Here is a 20299-nt window from a genome sequence, read left to right as displayed (position 1 = left end):
TTATTTTAAAGTAAAAATGTTTTCCCGTCGCGTTGTTCAATCTTTCCTTCTTTCATTAACTTCCCTAGTGCGCGTTTAAAAGCAGCCTTGCTTATATTGAATGTTGCGCGGATTTCTTCAGGATCACTCTTATCGTTGAATGGAATAACGCCACCGCTTGCTTCAAGATGCTCTAAAATATCTTCTGCATCAAGTGGGATGCTCTCTTTCTTTACTGGACGAAGGGAGATGTTTATCGTGCCATCTTCTTTTACATCGATGACCCGACCAGTTACGAGTTCTCCTAATCGTGGTTCTGTTTTACGTTCCGTGTGATGGATAAACCCACGATAATTATCTTCTGTGAAGACTTCGGAACCTTCTCTACTCGAGTAATAAACTCTCCCGGATACCGTTTTATTTAATAAATGTTCTGGTGCTGCTTCATAATATTCAGCGATAACATTTCCTGTAGCGAGAAGGCCTATGAGACGATTTTTATAATCTAAGTCAAGACGGACAAAAAGCTTGTCTCCTGTCTTTGGCCAAACCGAGCGAAATTTAGGGAGGTCATCATTTGAAATGAGTATCTCTTTAGCGATTCCGATATTGATAAAGACGCCAAGCCTTGGGACGACCTCGACAACTTCTGCCCAGCCATAATTAATGGTCGTTACGGTTGGCAGTGAAGTTGTTGCTGCAATGTTCCCCTTTTTATCACGATAAAGAAATACTTCCACTTCTTCGTTTTCTTCTAATTCTCTATCTGTCTCATTGTGATGAAGAAGGGCTTCACTATCATCCTTTACAAGCACATAGCCGGTTTCAATTTTCCTGAGTACGGTCATCGTTATATGATTACCTAATGGAAGATGCATCTTTCACACTTCTTTCTTTAAGCTTTTGTTCATCCTTTTTGAACATCTATTTTTAGCTGTTTTTCTCATCGTATCACAGTACAGAAAAAAGCAGAAGAGATTCATCCTATCCTATACTGTGGTAAAATAGAAGAGGTGACTAAAAAATACTGGAGCGATGAGTTTTGGCTTTATTTATTCAAGTTATTATCCCAATTATGCTAGTCTTTTTATCAGGCTTTATCCTGCAGCGATTACGCCCGATGAGTGTGCGTTCTGTTTCGGCAGTGACGATTTATATTTTGTCACCGGCGCTTGTTTTTATTACATTGTATGATACGGATTTTGACAGTGGCTATTTAGTAATTATTATTTATATGCTCGTCTTATTTGGAATCATGGTTATTTTAAATAAAATTTTAGGTAAAATATTCAAATGGCCAGATAAAACGGAAAGTGCAGCAATCCTTGCGACAGGATTTATGAATTCGGGGAACTACGGGTTGCCGGTTGTTCTCTTTAGTGTCGGAACGGTTGCTCTTCCATATGCCGTATTCATTATGGTTATTCAAGGGTTGATGAATAACTTCTTCGGGATCTATTATGCTTCCCGGGGAAGGGACGGAGTGAAGACGGCATTTCTTAATGTGATGAAAATGCCGACTACATATGCAGCAATACTTGGTGTTGCCTTTCAATATCTGAAGGTACCAATCTCGGAATCGATCCATTCCATGCTCTCGATGGTCGGGGAGGCTTCAATCCCAGTGATGATGGTTGTGCTTGGCATGCAGCTCGGATCTATGACCTCTTTACGTTTGAATTGGCAAGTGATTGCTTCCAGTGTAACGCTGAAAATGGTCGGGGCACCAGTTATTGCTTATCTGTTCGTGAAACTGTTTCATATCGATCCACTTGTCGGGGGAGTGTTAATCATTATTTCTGCAATGCCAACTGCAGCAACGACGACGATGTATGCAATTGAGTTCGATAGTGAACCAGAACTCGTTTCAAGTATGACCTTTATAGCGACGGTCGTCAGTGTCATCTCTATTTCCGTCGTATTGAATTTATTGCAATTGTAAAAACAGGTGCAGGAACCGGATGGGGTTGCTGCTAGCAATTCCAGTTATCCAGTGTATCTTAATTTAATTCACTTATGTTAATAAAAGCTAGGATTCTTTTGAATAAGAAAATCCTAGCTTTTTAGATTTCATGTTATTAAATTGAATAATCCGATGCCAATTAAGAGGAGGGATGGGAGTAGGGTGAAGAATTGGATGTCTTCGTATTTCGATAGAAGCAGCCCGATCTTTAATCCGACGATGAGAAAAATCCCACTCATCATTGCGACGAGCACAGCTGTAAGGAATGCCGAATAGTGCAGCAGACTTGCTGCAAACCCTGCCCCGAAAGCATCGAGTGAGAGCGCCATGCCAAGAAGGATTGCTTCTGGCTTTGAAATTGTTCCGGAACGGTCCAAGTCAGCTTGCTTAGGTGAACGAAACACTTTTTTTACATTTGTAAGCATCGAATTATTTTGGGTTTCTTCTTGTTTTGTTTTATTTTTCCGGATTATATTGTATAAGGTAAAAATACCTAGGGAAATTAGTATTAGTGCCCCAATATTTTCAGAAACAGTTGGTGGAATGATAACTTTTAACCCCTCACCAATTGACATCGCGGCAAAAACGGTAACCCCTGAACAAAGCATAATAATCGTTATTGCAAACATCGGGACGCGGGTTTTCTGAATTCCATAACTTATGCCAACCCCAAGTCCATCAAGACTTACTGCAATAATTAATAAAAATAAACCAGTATAATAAAGCATCGCATCCATTCCTTTTTCATATCTAAAGTATTGTATGAAAATAGAGGAGGGATGTGCGGAGAAAGCTACGTGGGGGAATTCCGACAATTGATAACGTTACCCCCTTTTTTGATTATAAATATGGTGAAATATAACTAGTAATATAGGGGGGCGACATGCGTGTTGCTTATATTGATGATGAACAGTTAGCCTTAAGTTACCTGAAACGGCAGTTAGTAAAAATAGCAGGAGTTGAAGTAATTGTTCAGTCATTAACCCGCTGGAAGGGAAAAGTTTATTTTACGCGAAGAACCGGATGATATTTTTCTAGATATTGATATGACACCCATTTTGATGCGAAACCAAGCGACCATATTATCGAATGGTATGTGGACATATGAAATAAGTAATGTGGGGCTGACTCAAATCAGTCTCTTATTTTTCTAATGATTGCCTGCGTGTTGGAGAGGGTGGTTTCAATAGGCAGAATAATAAAACATGCAATATAATTAGACATAGATATGAGTTATTTTTAATAAGAAGGAGATGAAAAATGAGTACTGCAATTGTTAGAAAACCAAAGGAATTAAATTTCTTGGAAACTTTAAGTAAAAGGAAAAGGTTAACGAGTAAGGAAAAGAGATATTATTTCAACCTCCAACGAGGCTTTGAAGGTGAGTTGTTATTTTCTCAATCCATAGGGAAATTAAAGAATGATTCTATTATTCTAACGGACTTGCTTCTTGAGTACAATCAAACAACTTTCTAGGTGGATTGTTTGTTAATCACACGAAGTAAAATTTATTTATATGAAGTGAAGAATTTTGAAGGGGATTATTATTTTGATAATGATAAGTTTTATAAAATACCCCGCCAGGAAATAATCAATCCGTTTCACCAATTAAGTCGAGCTGAATCAATTCTGCGGCAAATGCTTTTAAGTATCGGTTCGAATACTCCCATTGAATCCCATGTTGTCTTCGTCCATCCGACATTCTTTCTTTATCAATCCCCACTCGATATCCCTGCTATTTTTCCTAATCAGATTGAAAGACATGTCTCATTTCTTATGCACGAGGCTGGGAATGTGACGGCTTCTGAAAGAAGATTAGCTTCCCGGTTAGTGGAACTTGCAAAAAAAGAATCACCATTTCAGAAATTACCTGAGGTGGAATATGCCGAATTGGATAAAGGAATAACTTGTACAGCCTGTGAAGGCTTATCGATGAGATTAGTAAAAAGAACTTGTGTATGCGGAGTTTGCGGTTATAAGGAATCTGTGACAACAGCCGTGCTGCGTTCGATCAGCGAATTTCAACTATTGTTTCCAAATGAAAGGCTAACAACACACCAGATTTTTCACTGGTGCGGAGAGCTTGTACCTAAGAACATCATTTACAGAGTATTATCAACGAATTTTAAATCGGTTGGGACAAAAAAATGGACTCACTATGTTTGATAGATTTGTATTCGGCCGAATGCATAGAGAAGTTTATCCATTCGGATGAAAAGGAACTTCCTAATTTCATGAACGGTTTGGTTTTCCGTTTGCTCGCATGATAAAGGGTCTCCTAATTTCATGAACGGTTTGATTTTCCGTTTGTTCGCATGATAAGGGGTCTCCTAATTTCATGAACGGTTTGATTTTCCGTTTGTTCGCATGATAAGGGGTCTCCTAATTTCATGAACGGTTTGATTTTCCGTTTGCTCGCATGATAAGAGGTCTCCTAATTTCATGAACGGTTTGATTTTCCGTTTGCTCGCATGATAAGGGGTCTCCTAATTTCATGAACGGTTTGATTTTCCGTTTGCTCGCATGATAAGAAGCTCTCTAATCCCTTGAAAAGTTGATCTTTATGTTCGTTCGTATGATAAAGAGCTCCCAAACCTTTCGGGTAAGTTAAATTTTATACCCATTCGATCGATAAGAAGCCTCCTAACTCTTCGAATTTTACTTTACAGATGTACTGTAGGTATTTGGCTACTCAAAATTCATCCTTGCAATCAATCGATTTTATTTACATTCATTAAATAAAGTTCTATCATAAATAGAAGAGAGACTATAGCTATTAAGGAGGTAGAAAATAAATGGCTTTTGTTATTCTAGAAGCATGTCAGTCGGAAAAAGCTGCAGAGTGTGTAAGCGTATGTCCGGTTGATTGTATTGAAGAAGGTCCCGATCAGTTTTATATAGATCCTGATGTATGTATTGACTGTGCAGCTTGTAAAGCGGTGTGCCCAGTTGATGCGATTGAGGAAGAATACGATCTATCACCAGATCAGGAAGTATTCCTCCAGCGCGCAGAAGAATTTTTCGCAAATCGATAATTAGACAAGCCGTATGCAAGGTAAAGAGCATACGGCTGTTTCATATAAGGGGGATTTATTCTTCTTCTCGGTGCTCCTGCATCGCTATTTCCTTTGTCTGATGCACCGTTCCTTTTGGGTGCTCTGGAGGTGCATAAATGGAATAAAGGAGTAGAGGCTTTCTTCCGGTATTTATAATGTTATGCCATGTACCGGCTGGAACTAAAATTGCGTCATCCTCACGAACCCGCCGTTCGAATGTTAATTGATTATGCTGGGGCCCCATTTGCACAACTCCGCGTCCATCTTCTATTCGTAAAAACTGGTCTGTATCTGGGTGAATTTCAAGCCCGATGTCTTCTCCTGGCATAATCCGCATCAGGGTGAGCTGGAGATGAGTACCAGTCCAAATTGCCCGCCGGAATGCCCGGTTCCGCTCGGTTGCATGTTCAATATTAAATACGTACGGCTGCCCACCTTGGTCCCCCTGCCTTTCCATATCCTCTTCAGGTAACGGATAATAATCCCTGTCTTCGTCCATATCTGAATAAACCGGTTGTTCATAAGGGTAAGGGTATGGATAGTAGCCTTGAGGATAGTTGGGGTATGGATAGTAACCATAGTACATTTCTATCATTTCCTTTCAATTATACTTTTCTTGTTATCCTATGCAGGCGGTGCCTATTTTGTTTTTCGATAAAGTGAAACTCATTCAGCGGGAGTATCCTTCCCCCGCTGAATGTTAGTTGAACAGAATCAGGTATTTACGGACTGTTTATCCCCGGCCTTTACATAATGGTTTTCCCTCGTGTTTAGGGAAGGGGTATTACAGGCCGTTAATACGTGATAAAAACTTTGCGTGAAGGGGGCCAGAATAAAAAGCAATCCGAAAGATAGTCTGAATATGGTATAGTATGTGCAAAGGTATAATCGGAAAAGGGGGATTAGGTCTTGAAGCAGACGATTCGGTGGGCTTTTTTCCTTGTCGGGGTTATGATATTCAGTATGGGAATTACATTAACGATTAATGTGCAGCATCTTGGGATTCACCCGTGGGATGTTCTAAATGTTGCATTTTTCCATCATTTTGGCTTATCGATCGGTTCATGGGCGATTATCGTTTCCGGATTACTGATCCTGATTACCCTCATAATGGACCGGGGGTATATCCGGTTAGGAACATTTTTTAATGCTTTTCTCGTTGGATTATTTGTAGACTTTTATATGTGGCTGGATTTTCTACCCGCAGCAACGAATCGCTGGATAGACATTCTGATTATTTTAGCCGGAATTGTTGTGATGGGTTTCGGTGGTGGTATGTATAATGCTGGTGGAGTCGGTTCAGGTCCGAGGGACGGCTTTATGCTTTCATTGTCGGATAAAACGGGAATCTCAATCAGTCGGGTGCGAATTATCGTGGAGACACTCGTTCTTGTACTTGGTATTGCTGTAGGTGGTCCGGTGTTTATCTTCACTTTCCTGTTCACGTTTATCCAAAGCCCAATATTTCAGCAATCTTACCTCTTTTTTAAGTCATTGATTAAAAAGATAGAAGGGAAATTAGATAGGGAAGGGCAAGTTCCTGTAAAGAAAGAATTGAGCTAATCTCGTTGTATGCTCAAGACAAATCTTACTGGAAGATGGGATAATGTTTAACTGACTTTAAATGCGATAGATGAGTGGGGGATTCCATTCGCGTGAGAGATGCAGACAAATTTTCCAGTATTTATTTGTCAAATAAAAAATGTGGGCCAACTTTAAGGACCCACATTTTTCTATAGGTGATAATCTTCCAAGTTTAGATCAGTTTCTTCCCCAAGGGCAAGTTTAGCAAGTTGCTGGCCCATCAGGGGACCGGCAGTAAGTCCGGAAGCACCGAGACCATTTGCATAGAGTAAACCGTCTAGACCTTGTAATGAACCAATTACTGGAAGTGATCCTTCTGTCATTGGCCTAAAGCCAACCCGTGCTTCAATAATTGCGCTATCCTTTAGAGCGGGGGCAACTTCCAAGCCTTTCGTTAAAATCTCATGGATTCCAGCTGCAGTTACATCTGTATTATAACCCACCTTGCTTTCAGTAGTAGCGCCCATGACGAAGCGGTGATCGTCAAAGCTCAGTAAATACTGATTCGTTGGTGGCTTAATGACTGGGAGATTACCTGTTTCCAATTTGTCGTAATGAAGATGTAGGATTTGCGCTTTTTGCGGCCTTACATATAATCCTTCCACACCAAAAGGTTCCAGTAGTTCATTCATCCAGGCTCCCGTTGTTGCAATTACTTGATCAGCTGCTAGCTTTTCACCGTTCACGTGGACACCGCGCACTTGAGTTCCTTCTACTAAAAGCTCGGCGTTTCCTTGAATGAGTTTTACACCATTTTTCCTTGCGCGGCGGATCAATGCATCTTTTAATTTACGACCATCTACTCGGGCAGCACCACTGACAAATATGGCTTGATATCCGTCGTTTAGAAGTGGAAATTTCTCTTTTGCTGCAGCTTCATCGAGAAGTTCGATCGCTTCAATTTCGGGGGCTTCTTCCCGGCGCTTTGATACGCGCTCGATTGTTGCGTGCAATTTTTTCTCATCATTGTGAAGGCTTAAGGCACCGACCTGTTTATAACCGGTATCGGTTTCGCCGGCCGCTTCCAGTTCTTTAATTAAATCTGGATACATTTTCGCAGCCATCCTCACTAGCCGGTACCATGCTTTATTCCTGCGCTGGGCAAGCCAGGGGCAAATGATTCCTGCTGCGGCATCGGTTGCCTGTCCAGTATCGCTACGGTCTATAAGCGTTACGTCTACTCCTTCTTTAGAAAGGTAATAGGCTGAGCTTGCACCGGCGATACCGCCTCCGATTATAATTATTTTCTTCGTCATACTTCCGCATTCACAACTTGAAGCATGGCTTTCATTTTTCCAAGATGCTCCGTTTCATGATGGCCGAGCATGATGAGCAAGTCACCAAATGTTTCAATACTGCCGAATGGTACTTTAAAGGTTACATTTGTTTTCCAGAACAGGTCATCGAAATTATTCACTCGCTCCTGCTGGTCTAGTAAATGTTTCTTCAATTCTTCCAATGTTGGAGCTGCTTCTGTCCAATCACTCGGTTTTGTACCTGGGCCAAATAGATCCGCATAATTTTCCGGAATGTTGTCTGATTTCTTCGGATAGCGGAATAACAATTTTTCTGTAAAGGTGAGAACATGGCCGATGTGCCAGCGTAATGTATTGTTGAACGGTTTTGCCTGAACGTCTGCCGTTTCCTCATTTATATGATCCATAAAATTAATTAAAGCAGTTCTTGCCAAGTTGAATTGTTTTCTTGACATTGTACATCCTCCTTGTAAAAAATAAGTTCTTCACGTTGTACGTACTCTTAACCTAGTTTAGCCTTTCACAAATAAAATGTAAAATATTGTGCTGGGTTCCGCCTGAATTTCGTTAAACTCCTATTTGTCGATAATTGAAAGAGGGAGGTTCGTGTGATAGAATTTGATTAGATTTCAAACGAAATTACATAATGAATACGTGTATAAAGGAGAAGACGTCATGACGAAATTAGTTTTTGGACATAAAAATCCAGATACCGATACGATTTGCTCGGCACTGGTTTATGCAGATTTAAAAGGAAAACTTGGTGAAAAAGTGGAAGCCCGCAGATTAGGAGAAGTGAGTAAAGAAACCGAGTATGCACTTGAGTTTTTCAAAGTGGATGCACCAGCATTACTAGAAAGGCTAGAGGATGGTGCAGAAGTCGTATTAGTCGACCATAATGAGTTCCAGCAAAGTGCAGACAACATTGAACATGCGAAAATTGTAGAAGTGGTAGACCACCACCGCGTTGCTAACTTCGAAACGAAAGAGCCGCTTTATTTCCGCGCTGAACCAGTTGGGTGTACGGCAACGATTCTAAATAAAATGTACAAAGAAAATAATGTGGAACTTTCTAAAGAAATGGCAGGTTTACTACTGTCAGCAATCATTTCAGATTCGCTACTGCTTAAATCACCGACATGTACAGAGGAAGATGTAGCCGCTGCAAGAGAATTAGCTGAGATTGCGGAAGTGAATCTAGAAACTTATGGCTTGAACATGTTGAAGGCTGGAGCGGACTTAAGTGATAAATCGATTGTTGATCTGCTTACAATGGATGCAAAAGAATTTACAATGGGGGATTCGAAAGTTGAAATCGCCCAGATTAACACGGTTGATTTAAATGCAATTTATGAAAAACAAGGTGAGATTGAGGCTGAAATCAATAACATCATTGAGGAGAAAAATCTCGATCTTTTCTTATTCGTCGTAACGGATATTTTAAATAATGATTCAGAAGTCCTTGCACTTGGAAACGGACAAGCGAATGTCGCAACCGGATTCAACGTGAACCTCGAAAATAACCGTGCCTTACTAAGAGGTGTCGTCTCTCGTAAGAAACAAATCGTCACCACATTAACAGATGAATACACGAAGTAATGGGACAGTGGGGTCAGAGGTTTTGTCCCACTTAAAACAAAAATGAAACATAAAAAAAGCCTTCCCGAAATTCGGAAAGGCTTTTTTTAGCGCGTCTTATAATTTAACAACGTTTGCTGCTTGTGGTCCACGGTTACCTTCTTCAATATCGAAAGAAACAGATTGACCTTCTTCTAAAGTTTTGAATCCTTCGCCTTGAATTGCTGAGAAATGTACGAATACATCGTCTCCACCTTCAACTTCGATAAAACCGAAACCTTTGTCTGCGTTAAACCATTTTACTGAACCTGTGTTCATTAAAATACCTCCATGTGCGTGTTGCACGTTTATTACTATTTTGTTCAAGTTGCCAATTCAAGACGATAACAACCAGTGTTATTTTCTATCCTTATAATCACCGAACCAAAATAATTACCATTAGTATAGCACTATTATTTACTAATTGCAAACTTATTTTAATTTTTTTCGAAAAACCGAAATTGGGACAAATGCTCTGATCCCAGTGTCCCGCTATGAAGATTGGAGTTTTTGGCTTTCTTGGAAGACTTGACAGGCGGTTGCTCCTTTTTTACCGCAGCGGGAACATTTTGGTACGTTGATGATATGCAGTGCGTAGTCGACTGCTTTGCTTGCGTCATTGAAGATATGATCAGAACCAATTTCTTCATATAATCCACTTACCTTCATAGCTTCGAGCACATCAGGATTGACTTCTGCAAGTAAAGTAGTTCCCCCGGTTTTCCGGAAGTCGCGGATAAGGCTAGTGAAGTTATTGCCGCCTGTTGCATCTATATAGGAAACATGCTTCATTTTCAAAATGAGTACTTCCGGTTTCTGGTTGATTGAGCGGGTGATCGTGGATTCAAATTTATCAGCCGCTCCAAAGAACAATGGACCTTCAATGGTGAAAAATGCAAGCTGTGGACATTTGGCAGTCAATTTCTCGTCTTTTAAAGCCTGCTCATCTTTCAAATGACTCGGAATGACTTTCTCTACACCAAGCACTTCACTCATCCGTTTCACAAAGGAAACCATTGCAAGCAGTAAACCGAACTGTACTGCAACCGTCAAATTAACGAATACCGTAAGCAAAAACGTAACCGCTAAGACTAAAGAGTCACTCGATCTCAAGCGAATAATATGGGCGAACGATTTATATTCACTCATATTAAGAGCAACCCGCATAAGGATCGGTGCCATACTGGCAAGCGGAATATGGGAGGCGAAAGGTGCAAAGGCAAGAATCGTAGCCAAGACAAATACACCCTGAAACACGCCGGATAATGGACTGACTGCACCGCTATTAATATTTGTCGCGGTCCGGGCAATCGCACCTGTTGCCGGTATCCCACCAAACAAAGGTGTGATGACGTTGGCAAGACCTTGCCCGACAAGCTCCCGATTCGAATTATGCCGTTTACCGGTCATTCCATCGGCGACAACAGCAGATAGTAAGGACTCAATCCCGCCAAGCATCGCAATAACAAACGCCGGTTGCAGGAGATTAATGATTTTATTCCACGTAATTTCCGGAATGTGCAAGCTTGGTAAGCTTTGCGAAATTCCTCCAAAAGCTGTTCCAATCGTATCAACTTTTCCAGGGAAAAATATATACGCAACTAGTGCTGGAATAATGAGTGCTACTAGCAATACTGGTACACGCGGGAAAATACGAGGCACGAAAACAAGAATAACAACCCCAAGAACGGCGATTAAAATACTGTACCAATTCATCGTCGGCAACTTATCAAAAATCTGCAGCATTGTTTCATGAAAATATTCTTTCTTCTCCATGCCTGCTAAACCGAGGAAGTTTTCAATCTGTCCTGAAAATATGATGACGGCAATTCCGGCAGTAAACCCAATCGTGACAGAACGAGGAATAAATTTTATCAGATTCCCTAGCTTGAAAAAACCCATAATCAAGAGGATGATTCCGGCCATAAATCCTGCAATCAGCAAATCCTCATAACCGAATTCTAAAACAATCGCAAGCAGGATAGGGATAAAGGCTCCTGTTGGACCGGCAATCTGGTATCTTGACCCCCCGAACAATGCAACAAGAATCCCCGCAATGACCGTCGTATACAAGCCATATTCCGGTTTCACTCCTGACGCAATTGCAAATGCCATTCCAAGAGGGATTGCTACGATGCCAACTGTAATACCAGCAATCACATCCTGCTTGATATCATTGGCAGTTAACCCTTTGAATCGATTGTCTTTCAACAATTTTACTTCAGCTCCTATTTCATGCTACTAACTATGATACCATAGAAGATGGGGAGTACTTAAATAAGTGCATTTTTCATTGAATGATTACCTCTCATGTGCGATTCACGTTTTTTGTTGTATAGCTTTACGCCGGATTGTTTTTACTTTTGAAGTTTGATTTGTTGTTTTGTTTCTTAAAGAAACGGGAGGAAGAATCAGCGAGGTTTCTGATGAAAGATTGAAGGGCAATGCTGCCCGACTTCATTTAGCTTCTTCCCGTTTCATTTTTGGGAGCATAGCCGAACAAGCGTTGTAGGATAAGCCTTTTTGAGCTTATTCCACTTACAAAGGACAAGAAAGTGATGATATACAAATCTGGAACAACCCATTGTTTTAGCAATTAAAAATTGTTAAGCTTGATTTGGATACATTCGAAACTTATATGCTTTATGTCTTAACACGACATTCACCTCACTTTATTTACTAGTATACAGGACGTAGAAAAAGTGAGAAAAAGTCAAAACCAAACCAATTCATCTCATGGCTGAAGTCACGAGTGTTCTTGGTTTATTCGATTTAGTCTTAAGGAAATGGAGAGAGTTTAGATGTGGAAAGAATTTAAAGAATTTGCTTTTCAGGGAAATGTCGTTGATTTAGCGGTAGCAGTTGTGATTGGAGCTGCATTTAACGCAATCGTAACTTCTTTTGTTGATCATATTATTACACCACTGATTGGTATGCTTGCGGGAGGAATTGATTTCACTGGTTTGAAAATAACCGTAGGGAATGCTGAAGTGATGTATGGAAGTTTCATCCAGTCATTTGTTGACTTTTTAATCATTGCCTTCTCTATCTTCATGGCAATCCGGATTTTGAATAAATTTAGGCGGAAAGAAGAAGAGGAAGAAGATGAAGTTGATGCACAGGAACAATTACTTACCGAAATCCGCGATTTGTTAAAAGAGCAAAATGGACAAAACTAACAAACAAACAGGCAGTTAGATACCGCCTGCCTGTTTGTTTCTGAAAAGAAAATATAGAAATACCTATATTTTACAAGGAACGAGATCGATCCATTTCTCGTTCCTTTTTGTTGTCCATTTTTTCATCCCACATTTTGTAGAATAAATTTAAACACGTGTAAATAAATTGTCGATTTAGGTAAACTCATCCTCGCTTTTTGCGTAAACAACCCGTATCTTAAGCCTAAGAAAGGGGGTGTGATCATGAATGAGCTGAGGAAGTTATCAAATGGCGGTCTTGTTTGCGCTTATAACAAAGCCAAAAAACTGGATCTGGACCCGCATTTTATTTATCAACTAGAAGAGGAACTGAAAAGGCGCTCCAGCTCTAAACAAAAGAGGCGTAAAAGTTCCTGGCAAGAATAACATTTAATTGGTTACTCTTGCCAAGAGGGGGGAGGGTTTATCTATAAAATCTCTTGCCCCCTCACCTTTATCCCGTATTAAAGGTCTGTAATACCCCCATTGAATGAATTTCACTTTTTTTAATCCATCACCAGAGCTAAATTTTTGGCCGGGATGTAATTGATTAATTAGGTTAATTTTGCCATTATAGGAGAAATAATAATTTTTCTATATATTTAGCGGGAATGGAGGAATAAAATATTTATTCTTTCGCCTATATCCTTGTATTCATCCCCTACCGAAAAATATAGTGGGGGCTGGTGAACAGTAATATACCGATCGGGAAGGGAATCGATATTTCTTGTAGAATAGGTAATATAACGGAAAGGAGAAAGAAAAAATGACAAATACAGTATTATCTTTTAGTGGTGGGAAAGATTCTATGTTTGCCCTGCACCGGATGATAGAACAAGGGATTACGGTCGTTTGCCTTATGACGACTGTGTGGAACGAGAGCGGGGAAACAGTTGCTCACGGCGAGAAATTAAAGCGGCTGGAAGATCAGGCGGCACGTTTAAATATACCAATCGAATGGGTCGTTACCGATTTTGAAAATTACACCACAGATTATAAACGAAGACTTGAAGAAATAAAGGAAACGTATCAGTTGGACGGAATTGCTTTTGGTGATATTTATCTGGAAGGGCACCGTAAGTGGGGGGAAGAACTTGCACAATCGGTAAATCTCGAAGCAATCTATCCGTTATGGACGAAGAAGGAGCGTTCGATTGATTTGCTCCATGACTTTGTAAAGACCGGCTATAAAAGTGAAATCATAAAGCTGGATGAAGAAAAGCTTCCAAAAGATTGGCTTGGAAGAGAGATAGATCAACATTTTATCGAGGACATTGTGAAGCTTGATGTTTGTCCACTTGGTGAATCGGGCGAGTACCATACGTACGTATATGACGGTCCGTTATTTCAAAAGAACAAATTTCAGTCTTAAGGCTGAGAAGTGTTCCTGCTAAGGAGTGTATTCGTAGATGTTTTCTTATCTTACAATACATGTAAATGATACGAAAAGGGGATGGAAGGATGGAGCCGATTGTCGAGGTACATAATCTCCATAAACAATACAAGAAGCGGAAGACAAATGAATTCACCCAAGCGGTGTCAGATGTTTCCTTTGCCGTGTATCCTGGTGAAATACTTGGGTTGCTCGGTCCGAACGGGGCGGGGAAGACGACAACAATTAAAATGATTTGTGGTCTGCTGCGTCAGGATGAAGGGACAATTACCATCAAGGGGATTGATAACAAAAAGAATCGGTTGAAAGCTCTCCGGCATATTAGTGCTGTGCTCGAAGGAAACCGTAATTTGTATTGGCGCTTGACAGTAAGAGAAAATCTGGAATACTTTGCAGGGAACCGCGGAAAGAGTAACCGGGAAGTACGGGGAAAAATTGAGAGATTCTTGCGTGACTTCCATCTGAAAGAGAAGGAACATGAACTCGTCAATAGATTGTCCCGCGGCATGCAGCAAAAACTGGCGATTGCAGTGGCGATGCTTGCTGATACGGAGGTCATTTTACTTGATGAGCCTACCCTTGGAATCGATATAGAAACAAGCTATGAGGTCCGGGAAATTTTAAAACAGATTGTGAAGGATGCTAAGAAAACGATTATTATCAGTTCCCACGATATGGATGTGATCCAGGATATTTGTGAACGCACGGTTATTATCAATCAAGGACAAATTGTCATTGATGAAAAAATCGATAATTTATTAAAACTTTTTGCCGTGAGGAACTATAAGCTCACATTAGGTGCGCCGCTTACTACGGAACAGCAACGTCTTTTACGTGAGAAATTCCCAGCTCATCAATATGAAGAAACAGACCATTTACAAGCAGTCATTGAAGTGGATTTAGCAGGAAATGAGGAATTCTATGATCTATTTGATCTATTAAAGCTGGCGAAAACACCGGTGGAGTCCATTGACAGGGAAATGGTGAACTTCGAGCAGATCTTTATGAAAATAGTAAAGGGGGAAGGCGGAAATGGCTTGGCTCAACCTTCTTAAGGCAAATTTGAAAAAAGAGTATCTGGAATTAAAACGTTATTTACCAAATACAATTGCGATGATTTTAACCTTTTACATTATTTTTCTAGGTTTGTTCGGAGTGATCCAGATGGTTGGCGATCCGACAACCCAGGATGCGAATACGCAATATGTAATTGTGAATTACATTTTTTGGTTTTTAACAATTACAATTATCAATAGTATCGGATACGAAGTCATTAATGAGGCAATGCGGGGAACGCTGGAGCAGCTATCGATGTCGCCAATGGGGATCTGGCGAATAATGGCAGCACGGCTCCTATCGACGACGGTCATCAATTTAACGATTGTTATTGCTTTGCTTTACGTGTCGATGGCAACTGCCGGTCAATGGTTGAATATAGATGTAGTAACACTGGTGCCGATTATGCTGCTCACCCTTGTTGGTATGTTTGGCATCAGTTTCATCATCGCAGGTATTTCCATTATATTGAAGCAGGTGCAAGCATTTTTGCAAATTCTGCAGTTCATCTTAATGGCACTCGCCTTTATCCCGTTATCCTTGTCACCAATCATCCAGTTCCTGCCATTTGTTAAAGGGTTCGATATGGTCCGGGAAGTGATGATTCATGGTGTCAGCCTCAGTCAATTTGCCATGAATGATTTCCTTGTTCTGCTTGCAAGTGCCTTGTTCTATTTCGCTCTTGGACTTGGCGTATTCATTTATTGTGAAAGAGTGGCGATGGAAAAAGGATTACTTGCCCATTATTGAATCATGATTTGGCGAAACGGGCGAACATATATATTTTCCTGAAAGCTGGGTACTTGCTTATACACTCTGCCGGCTACTGTCATAGGTTAGTAGTGAATCTATAACAGAAAGGGGATTAAATAAATCATGTGGCATCATCACGGGCAGCATTGTGGCTGTCATGCATGTAAAACGATTGTATATCCAACAAAGCATAACTGTGTCAACAAATTCTCTGAGAGTACAGTAAACCATGTGCATCCATCGCACACCACTGTTATGAAGCATCATCTTGTGAAAAATAAGCATTTTTATCCGCATTCAACTTCCGTGCAAAACACTTGCAGCAGTGTAGACCAATTCGGCGGAGCTTTCGAAACCCCACCAAGACCAAATCAAGTAGCGGGTGCGTATAGTCCTCCGGGAGGCCCAGGTGGGTATGGCATGGGACCTGGATATGGCATGGGTCCTGGTGCAGGACCAGGCCAGGTCATGGGGGCAACTCAGCCGGGTTATGGAATGCATCAGGGTCATCATTGGCATAAGCACGGTAAGTGGTGTTAAGATAGTAGCGAAGTCAGGCTGGAACTTAATCGTTTCAGCCTATTTTTAATTAGTGGACTATTTGATAAGAGGTGAATAAATGAAAGTATTACATGTAAGTGGCTATAAATCACTTGAAATGGGAATTTTTAAAGAGAATGATCCGAAAGTTCATATTATCAAAGCAGCGATAAGGAAGAGAATTATCGGATTTATCGAAGAGGGACTGGAATGGGTGATCGTATCCGGTCAGATGGGGGTGGAGCTCTGGACAGCTGAAGTTGTGCTTGATTTAAAAGAAGAGGAGTATGAAGTTCAGCTGGCGATCTTCCCTGCTTTTGAAAATCAGGACAAGCGCTGGCCTGAAATGCTTCAGGAGAAATATCAGGAAATGGTGATGACAGCAGACTTTTATAAGCCGTTATATGTTGGCGACTACAAAGGTCCTTACCAATTCCGAGCACGGGATGCATGGTTTGTTGAGAAAAGTGATGCGAGCCTTTTGCTGATGGATGAAGAGTACCCTGGGAGCGTCCGTTATTTTTATGAGGCGGCAAAGAAAACAAACGAAGATTATCCGATTTATTTCATTACACCGATGGATCTTGATGACATTGTAGAAGAAATTCAAATGACTGACCCGGATTACTGGATTAACTTGCAAAACAATCAAGGATTGAAATAGATGGAACAGAGCTGGAGAAATAAGTATAATAATAGAGAGGGGGTAAGCTTGTGAATGTTTTGGCATCGTTATTAAATTTGTTTGTATTTGTTGTCCCATTTATTATTTTATACTTTGTTATCGCTGCTGGGGTGAAGAAAGGAATTGAGGCCTCAACAGTCGGCCAGGCCATACTTGAAGAGCATCACGAACGGAAAGCGAAACGGAAATGAAGAAGAACGAGGAAATAAATGGCAAGGTGAGTAGGATGGACTTAACGATTCGGAAGATGAAGAGAAAAGATATTCCGGCAATCCAGGATATTGCTAAAATCAGCTGGAATTCTACTTATACAGGAATTATTCCGTCACAAATTCAGGAAAGTTTCTTGAATCAGGCTTACAGCGTGAAGATGTTGAAAAAGCAGCGGAGAAATTCGAACTTTTATGTAGCATTAATCAATCAAGAACTTATTGGGTTTGCTAATTATTCGCAAGTATACTCAGATGACAGCGTTCACTTACACGCGATCTATCTACATCCGGAATACCAGGGAAAGGGAATCGGCAGTGCCCTATTAGAGATTGGGAGCGATCAATTAGCTGCGGACAAGATTTCCCTTCATGTGGAACGTCAGAACATAAAAGCAATCCAGTTCTACAAACGGAAAGGATTTTATAAGATTTCTGAATTTGATGATGAATTAGAAGGACATACTATACATACAATTCGAATGATATGGAATATACATGAATAAATACTGCTAATTGCTTATATTCAGCAGTGAAAATAACTTCGCCCGTTTCTTTTTTTAGAGCCATAATAGCGATTCGGTTGCTCGGTTAACGGATGCGCATCCTAGGGATAAAAGTAATCCAATTTGAGTAATAAAAAATAGTTAGCAAGGTTGATTATAAAGGAGGAGTAAGCAGATGACCTATCAAACAGATATTGAAATTGCAGAATCTGTTGAAATGGAGCCGATAACGAAAATTGCCGATCAAGCAGGATTTGACAAGAGTGATATTGAATTGTATGGGAAGTATAAGGCGAAAGTAAATTTTACCGCTTTACAAAAAATGCGCGAAGCTCCCGACGGCAAGCTCATTCTTGTGTCGGCAATCAACCCGACGGCCGCAGGTGAAGGAAAGACGACGACTGTAGTTGGTCTCGGTGACGGCTTAAAGCGAATCGGTAAAAAAGCAATGCTCGCTTTAAGGGAACCATCACTTGGTCCGGTTTTCGGAATAAAGGGCGGTGCTGCCGGTGGTGGATATGCGCAAGTTGTCCCGATGCAAGATATAAATCTGCATTTTACAGGAGACTTTCACGCAATCGGAGCTGCTAATAATCTCCTTGCTGCACTTATCGACAACCACATCCATCAAGGAAATAAATTGAATATTGATACCCGGAAAATCACTTGGAAGCGTGTAGTCGATATGAATGATAGACAACTCCGCCATATCGTGAATGGTCTCGGTGGGGAGAAGAATGGGGTGCCACGGGAAGATGGGTTCGATATTACAGTCGCTTCCGAAATTATGGCTATCCTTTGTCTTTCCAATGATCTAAACGAACTAAAGGAAAAACTAAGAGAAATTATTATCGGTTACAATTACGATGATGAACCGGTGAAAGCTGGCGAACTCAAGGCTCACGGAGCGATGGCTGCCTTACTTAAGGATGCATTAAAGCCGAATCTTGTGCAAACCTTGGAAAAAACACCAGCCCTTATCCATGGTGGACCGTTTGCAAATATTGCCCATGGCTGTAATAGTATTATGGCGACAAAACTTGCATTGAAATATGCGGATTATACGGTGACCGAGGCTGGATTCGGGGCGGACCTGGGTGCAGAGAAATTTATTGATATTAAAAGCCGGATGGCTAATATCGCACCTGATGCGGCTGTAATTGTGGCAACTGTCCGCGCCTTGAAACTGCACGGAGGAATAGCTGCCTCTGATTTGAATGAAGAAAATATTCAAGCAGTTGAAGAAGGTCTGCCTAATTTGCTTAAGCATATTGAAAACATGCAGGATGTTTTCGGTATTCCTTCCGTTGTCGCGATTAATAAATTCCCGACAGATACAGAGGAAGAACTTCATGTGATAAGGAAAAAATGTGAAGAAATCGGTGTGAATGTAGTTCTTTCCGATGTCTGGGCAAAAGGCGGAAAAGGGGCGGAAGACCTTGCTCGGGAAGTCGTAAAGCTTTGTGAAACGGAGAGCACCTTGCGTCATCCATATAGTCTGGAAGATCCCATCCCAACAAAGATTGAAAAGCTTGTGCAGAAAGTGTACGGTGGAAGGGGAATTGAGATTTCAGCGGAGGCGGAGCGGGAGATTACAAGGCTTGTTAAGCTTGGGTATGATAAGCTCCCGATTTGTGTGGCAAAGACACAGTACTCTTTATCAGATGACCCTGCATTACGAGGGGCGCCGAAGGATTTTCATATTACTATCCAACAAGTGAAAGTATCTGCGGGAGCGGGCTTCCTTGTTGTCTTGACGGGAAGAGTCATGACAATGCCGGGCTTGCCGAAGATCCCGGCAGCTGAAAATATTGATGTTACACCGGAAGGGAAAATTGTTGGTTTATTTTAATGATAAAGAGGGGGCGAGATGTTGGATAAGCTCAATTTAAGGAATCTTGCAAAGGATAGATTAACGAACCTCAGCTGCGTGGAAAGAGCGGAAATTGAGGAGAAAATAGTTCAAAATCTCACTTCCTCTGACCTTTGGAATCAGGCCAGTACCGTCGGGGTCACGGTTTCCGGTGGTTTGGAATGGGATACGGAACCCCTGATTAGAAAGGGATGGCAAGAAGGAAAAACGGTCACGGTTCCGAAGTGTGTCCCTGAGGAGAGAAGGCTTGATTTTTATCAGCTTGATGATTTTGAACAATTGGAAGCAAGTTACTTCAATCTCCGTGAACCGAATCCGCATGAGACAGTAAAGGTGGAAAAGCGGGAAATTGATCTACTTATCGTTCCGGGCCTTATATTTGATAAGCGCGGCTATCGGGTTGGATTTGGTGGGGGATATTATGACCGTTTCCTTACAGATTTCCCTAACCGAACCGTTTCGGTACTATATTCAGGCCAATTAGTGGAGGAAGTACCAGCTGAGCCATTTGATATCCCCGTCGATTATCTGGTTACGGAGAATGGTTTTTTATAATAAATCGACAAAAACAATCGCACCGCCCTTCCCAGAGCACCGTGCGATTGTTTTATCACGTATTAACGGTCTGTAAT

At 41.0% G+C, this 20299-nt stretch carries 25 protein-coding genes and 1 pseudogene; 18 read left to right on the top strand and 8 right to left on the bottom strand.

Going from position 1 to position 20299, the window contains the following annotated elements; genetic code table 11:
• Positions 1–5: 5 nt before the first annotated feature.
• Complete coding sequence (locus tag WKU33_RS08475; protein WP_336252322.1) at positions 6–857, bottom strand: CvfB family protein; 852 nt, start codon at positions 855–857, stop codon at positions 6–8.
• Between the two features lie 164 nt (positions 858–1021).
• Between WKU33_RS08475 and WKU33_RS08470 the strand changes: the two genes are divergently transcribed.
• Entirely contained in the window at positions 1022–1921 is a 900-nt protein-coding gene (locus WKU33_RS08470) for an AEC family transporter (RefSeq protein ID WP_340454121.1), read from the top strand.
• A 128-nt stretch (positions 1922–2049) separates the two neighbouring features.
• On the opposite strand, the gene ytaF is transcribed toward WKU33_RS08470, so the two are convergent.
• Complete coding sequence (gene ytaF, locus WKU33_RS08465; protein WP_336252320.1) at positions 2050–2670, bottom strand: sporulation membrane protein YtaF; 621 nt, start codon at positions 2668–2670, stop codon at positions 2050–2052.
• Positions 2671–2825: 155 nt separating this feature from the next.
• On the opposite strand from ytaF, the gene WKU33_RS08460 reads away from it, so the two are divergent.
• The 4 genes from WKU33_RS08460 to WKU33_RS08445 all read left to right on the top strand — a co-directional run bounded on the left by WKU33_RS08460 (position 2826) and on the right by WKU33_RS08445 (position 4977).
• Complete coding sequence (locus tag WKU33_RS08460) at positions 2826–2969, top strand: hypothetical protein (protein ID WP_336252319.1); 144 nt, start codon at positions 2826–2828, stop codon at positions 2967–2969.
• A 233-nt stretch (positions 2970–3202) separates the two neighbouring features.
• Positions 3203–3418: a hypothetical protein gene (locus tag WKU33_RS08455; RefSeq protein ID WP_340454120.1), complete on the top strand. Its 216-nt coding sequence runs from the start codon at positions 3203–3205 to the stop codon at positions 3416–3418.
• A 9-nt stretch (positions 3419–3427) separates the two neighbouring features.
• A complete protein-coding gene (locus tag WKU33_RS08450; RefSeq protein ID WP_340454119.1) occupies positions 3428–4108 on the top strand; it encodes a nuclease-related domain-containing protein in 681 nt (226 codons plus the stop codon).
• 629 nt (positions 4109–4737) lie between these two features.
• Positions 4738–4977 (top strand): DUF362 domain-containing protein, encoded by a 240-nt coding sequence (locus WKU33_RS08445; RefSeq protein ID WP_188855943.1) that lies wholly within the window; start codon positions 4738–4740, stop codon positions 4975–4977.
• 55 nt (positions 4978–5032) lie between these two features.
• Here WKU33_RS08445 and WKU33_RS08440 read toward each other — a convergent pair whose 3' ends face one another.
• Entirely contained in the window at positions 5033–5584 is a 552-nt protein-coding gene (locus WKU33_RS08440) for a cupin domain-containing protein (protein WP_336252354.1), read from the bottom strand.
• 323 nt (positions 5585–5907) lie between these two features.
• On the opposite strand from WKU33_RS08440, the gene WKU33_RS08435 reads away from it, so the two are divergent.
• A complete protein-coding gene (locus tag WKU33_RS08435; RefSeq protein ID WP_336252317.1) occupies positions 5908–6561 on the top strand; it encodes a YczE/YyaS/YitT family protein in 654 nt (217 codons plus the stop codon).
• A gap of 170 nt (positions 6562–6731) precedes the next feature.
• On the opposite strand, the gene WKU33_RS08430 is transcribed toward WKU33_RS08435, so the two are convergent.
• Together WKU33_RS08430 and WKU33_RS08425 are read right to left on the bottom strand one after the other, a co-directional pair.
• Positions 6732–7838: an NAD(P)/FAD-dependent oxidoreductase gene (locus WKU33_RS08430; RefSeq protein ID WP_340454118.1), complete on the bottom strand. Its 1107-nt coding sequence runs from the start codon at positions 7836–7838 to the stop codon at positions 6732–6734.
• The gene (locus tag WKU33_RS08425; protein ID WP_336252315.1) at positions 7835–8293 is read right to left on the bottom strand and encodes a DinB family protein; all 459 of its coding nucleotides are present in this window, start codon (positions 8291–8293) and stop codon (positions 7835–7837) included. The genes WKU33_RS08430 and WKU33_RS08425 overlap by 4 nt, the downstream gene beginning before the upstream one ends.
• A gap of 220 nt (positions 8294–8513) precedes the next feature.
• Here WKU33_RS08425 and WKU33_RS08420 point away from each other — a divergent pair, with 220 nt between their 5' ends.
• Entirely contained in the window at positions 8514–9437 is a 924-nt protein-coding gene (locus tag WKU33_RS08420; protein ID WP_336252314.1) for a manganese-dependent inorganic pyrophosphatase, read from the top strand.
• Between the two features lie 96 nt (positions 9438–9533).
• On the opposite strand, the gene WKU33_RS08415 is transcribed toward WKU33_RS08420, so the two are convergent.
• From WKU33_RS08415 to WKU33_RS08405, 3 genes and pseudogenes are all read right to left on the bottom strand, one after another.
• Complete coding sequence (locus WKU33_RS08415) at positions 9534–9734, bottom strand: cold-shock protein (RefSeq protein ID WP_156854769.1); 201 nt, start codon at positions 9732–9734, stop codon at positions 9534–9536.
• A gap of 213 nt (positions 9735–9947) precedes the next feature.
• Complete coding sequence (locus tag WKU33_RS08410; protein WP_340454117.1) at positions 9948–11669, bottom strand: SulP family inorganic anion transporter; 1722 nt, start codon at positions 11667–11669, stop codon at positions 9948–9950.
• A gap of 130 nt (positions 11670–11799) precedes the next feature.
• Positions 11800–12052: pseudogene (locus tag WKU33_RS08405) on the bottom strand (helix-turn-helix domain-containing protein); the annotation flags it as partial.
• 204 nt (positions 12053–12256) lie between these two features.
• Here WKU33_RS08405 and mscL point away from each other — a divergent pair.
• The 11 genes from mscL (at position 12257) to WKU33_RS08350 (ending at position 20222) form a co-directional block, all read left to right on the top strand.
• Positions 12257–12634 (top strand): large conductance mechanosensitive channel protein MscL, encoded by a 378-nt coding sequence (gene mscL, locus WKU33_RS08400; protein WP_156854767.1) that lies wholly within the window; start codon positions 12257–12259, stop codon positions 12632–12634.
• Between the two features lie 243 nt (positions 12635–12877).
• On the top strand, positions 12878–13039 hold the full coding sequence (sda, locus tag WKU33_RS08395) for a sporulation histidine kinase inhibitor Sda (protein ID WP_156854765.1): 162 nt from the start codon (positions 12878–12880) through the stop codon (positions 13037–13039).
• Positions 13040–13418: 379 nt separating this feature from the next.
• Positions 13419–14024 (top strand): adenine nucleotide alpha hydrolase, encoded by a 606-nt coding sequence (locus WKU33_RS08390; protein ID WP_188855938.1) that lies wholly within the window; start codon positions 13419–13421, stop codon positions 14022–14024.
• 89 nt (positions 14025–14113) lie between these two features.
• On the top strand, positions 14114–15100 hold the full coding sequence (locus WKU33_RS08385) for an ABC transporter ATP-binding protein (protein ID WP_336252312.1): 987 nt from the start codon (positions 14114–14116) through the stop codon (positions 15098–15100).
• The gene (locus tag WKU33_RS08380) at positions 15078–15851 is read left to right on the top strand and encodes an ABC transporter permease (protein WP_156854759.1); all 774 of its coding nucleotides are present in this window, start codon (positions 15078–15080) and stop codon (positions 15849–15851) included. Before WKU33_RS08385 ends, WKU33_RS08380 begins: the two co-directional genes overlap by 23 nt.
• 126 nt (positions 15852–15977) lie before the next feature.
• Positions 15978–16394, top strand: coding sequence for a spore coat protein (locus WKU33_RS08375; protein ID WP_156854757.1), 417 nt, complete (start codon positions 15978–15980; stop codon positions 16392–16394).
• A 79-nt stretch (positions 16395–16473) separates the two neighbouring features.
• Positions 16474–17058, top strand: a complete 585-nt coding sequence (locus WKU33_RS08370) for a DUF1273 domain-containing protein (RefSeq protein WP_340454116.1) — start codon at positions 16474–16476, stop codon at positions 17056–17058.
• A 50-nt stretch (positions 17059–17108) separates the two neighbouring features.
• Complete coding sequence (locus WKU33_RS08365; protein WP_156854753.1) at positions 17109–17270, top strand: hypothetical protein; 162 nt, start codon at positions 17109–17111, stop codon at positions 17268–17270.
• Positions 17267–17794, top strand: coding sequence for a GNAT family N-acetyltransferase (locus WKU33_RS08360; RefSeq protein ID WP_340454115.1), 528 nt, complete (start codon positions 17267–17269; stop codon positions 17792–17794). Before WKU33_RS08365 ends, WKU33_RS08360 begins: the two co-directional genes overlap by 4 nt.
• A gap of 175 nt (positions 17795–17969) precedes the next feature.
• Positions 17970–19646, top strand: a complete 1677-nt coding sequence (locus WKU33_RS08355) for a formate--tetrahydrofolate ligase (protein WP_156854751.1) — start codon at positions 17970–17972, stop codon at positions 19644–19646.
• Positions 19647–19664: 18 nt separating this feature from the next.
• Positions 19665–20222 carry a 5-formyltetrahydrofolate cyclo-ligase gene (locus WKU33_RS08350; protein WP_336253624.1) on the top strand — a complete coding sequence of 186 codons (558 nt, stop codon included), beginning with the start codon at positions 19665–19667 and terminating at the stop codon, positions 20220–20222.
• The last annotated feature ends 77 nt before the right edge of the window (positions 20223–20299 follow it).

The sequence above is a fragment of the Oceanobacillus sp. HCA-5259 genome (assembly GCF_037892815.1).
Taxonomy (GTDB): domain Bacteria; phylum Bacillota; class Bacilli; order Bacillales; family Amphibacillaceae; genus Oceanobacillus; species Oceanobacillus indicireducens.
Note: the sequence above shows the minus strand (reverse complement) of the source record. Positions and strands in the feature narration are given on the sequence as shown.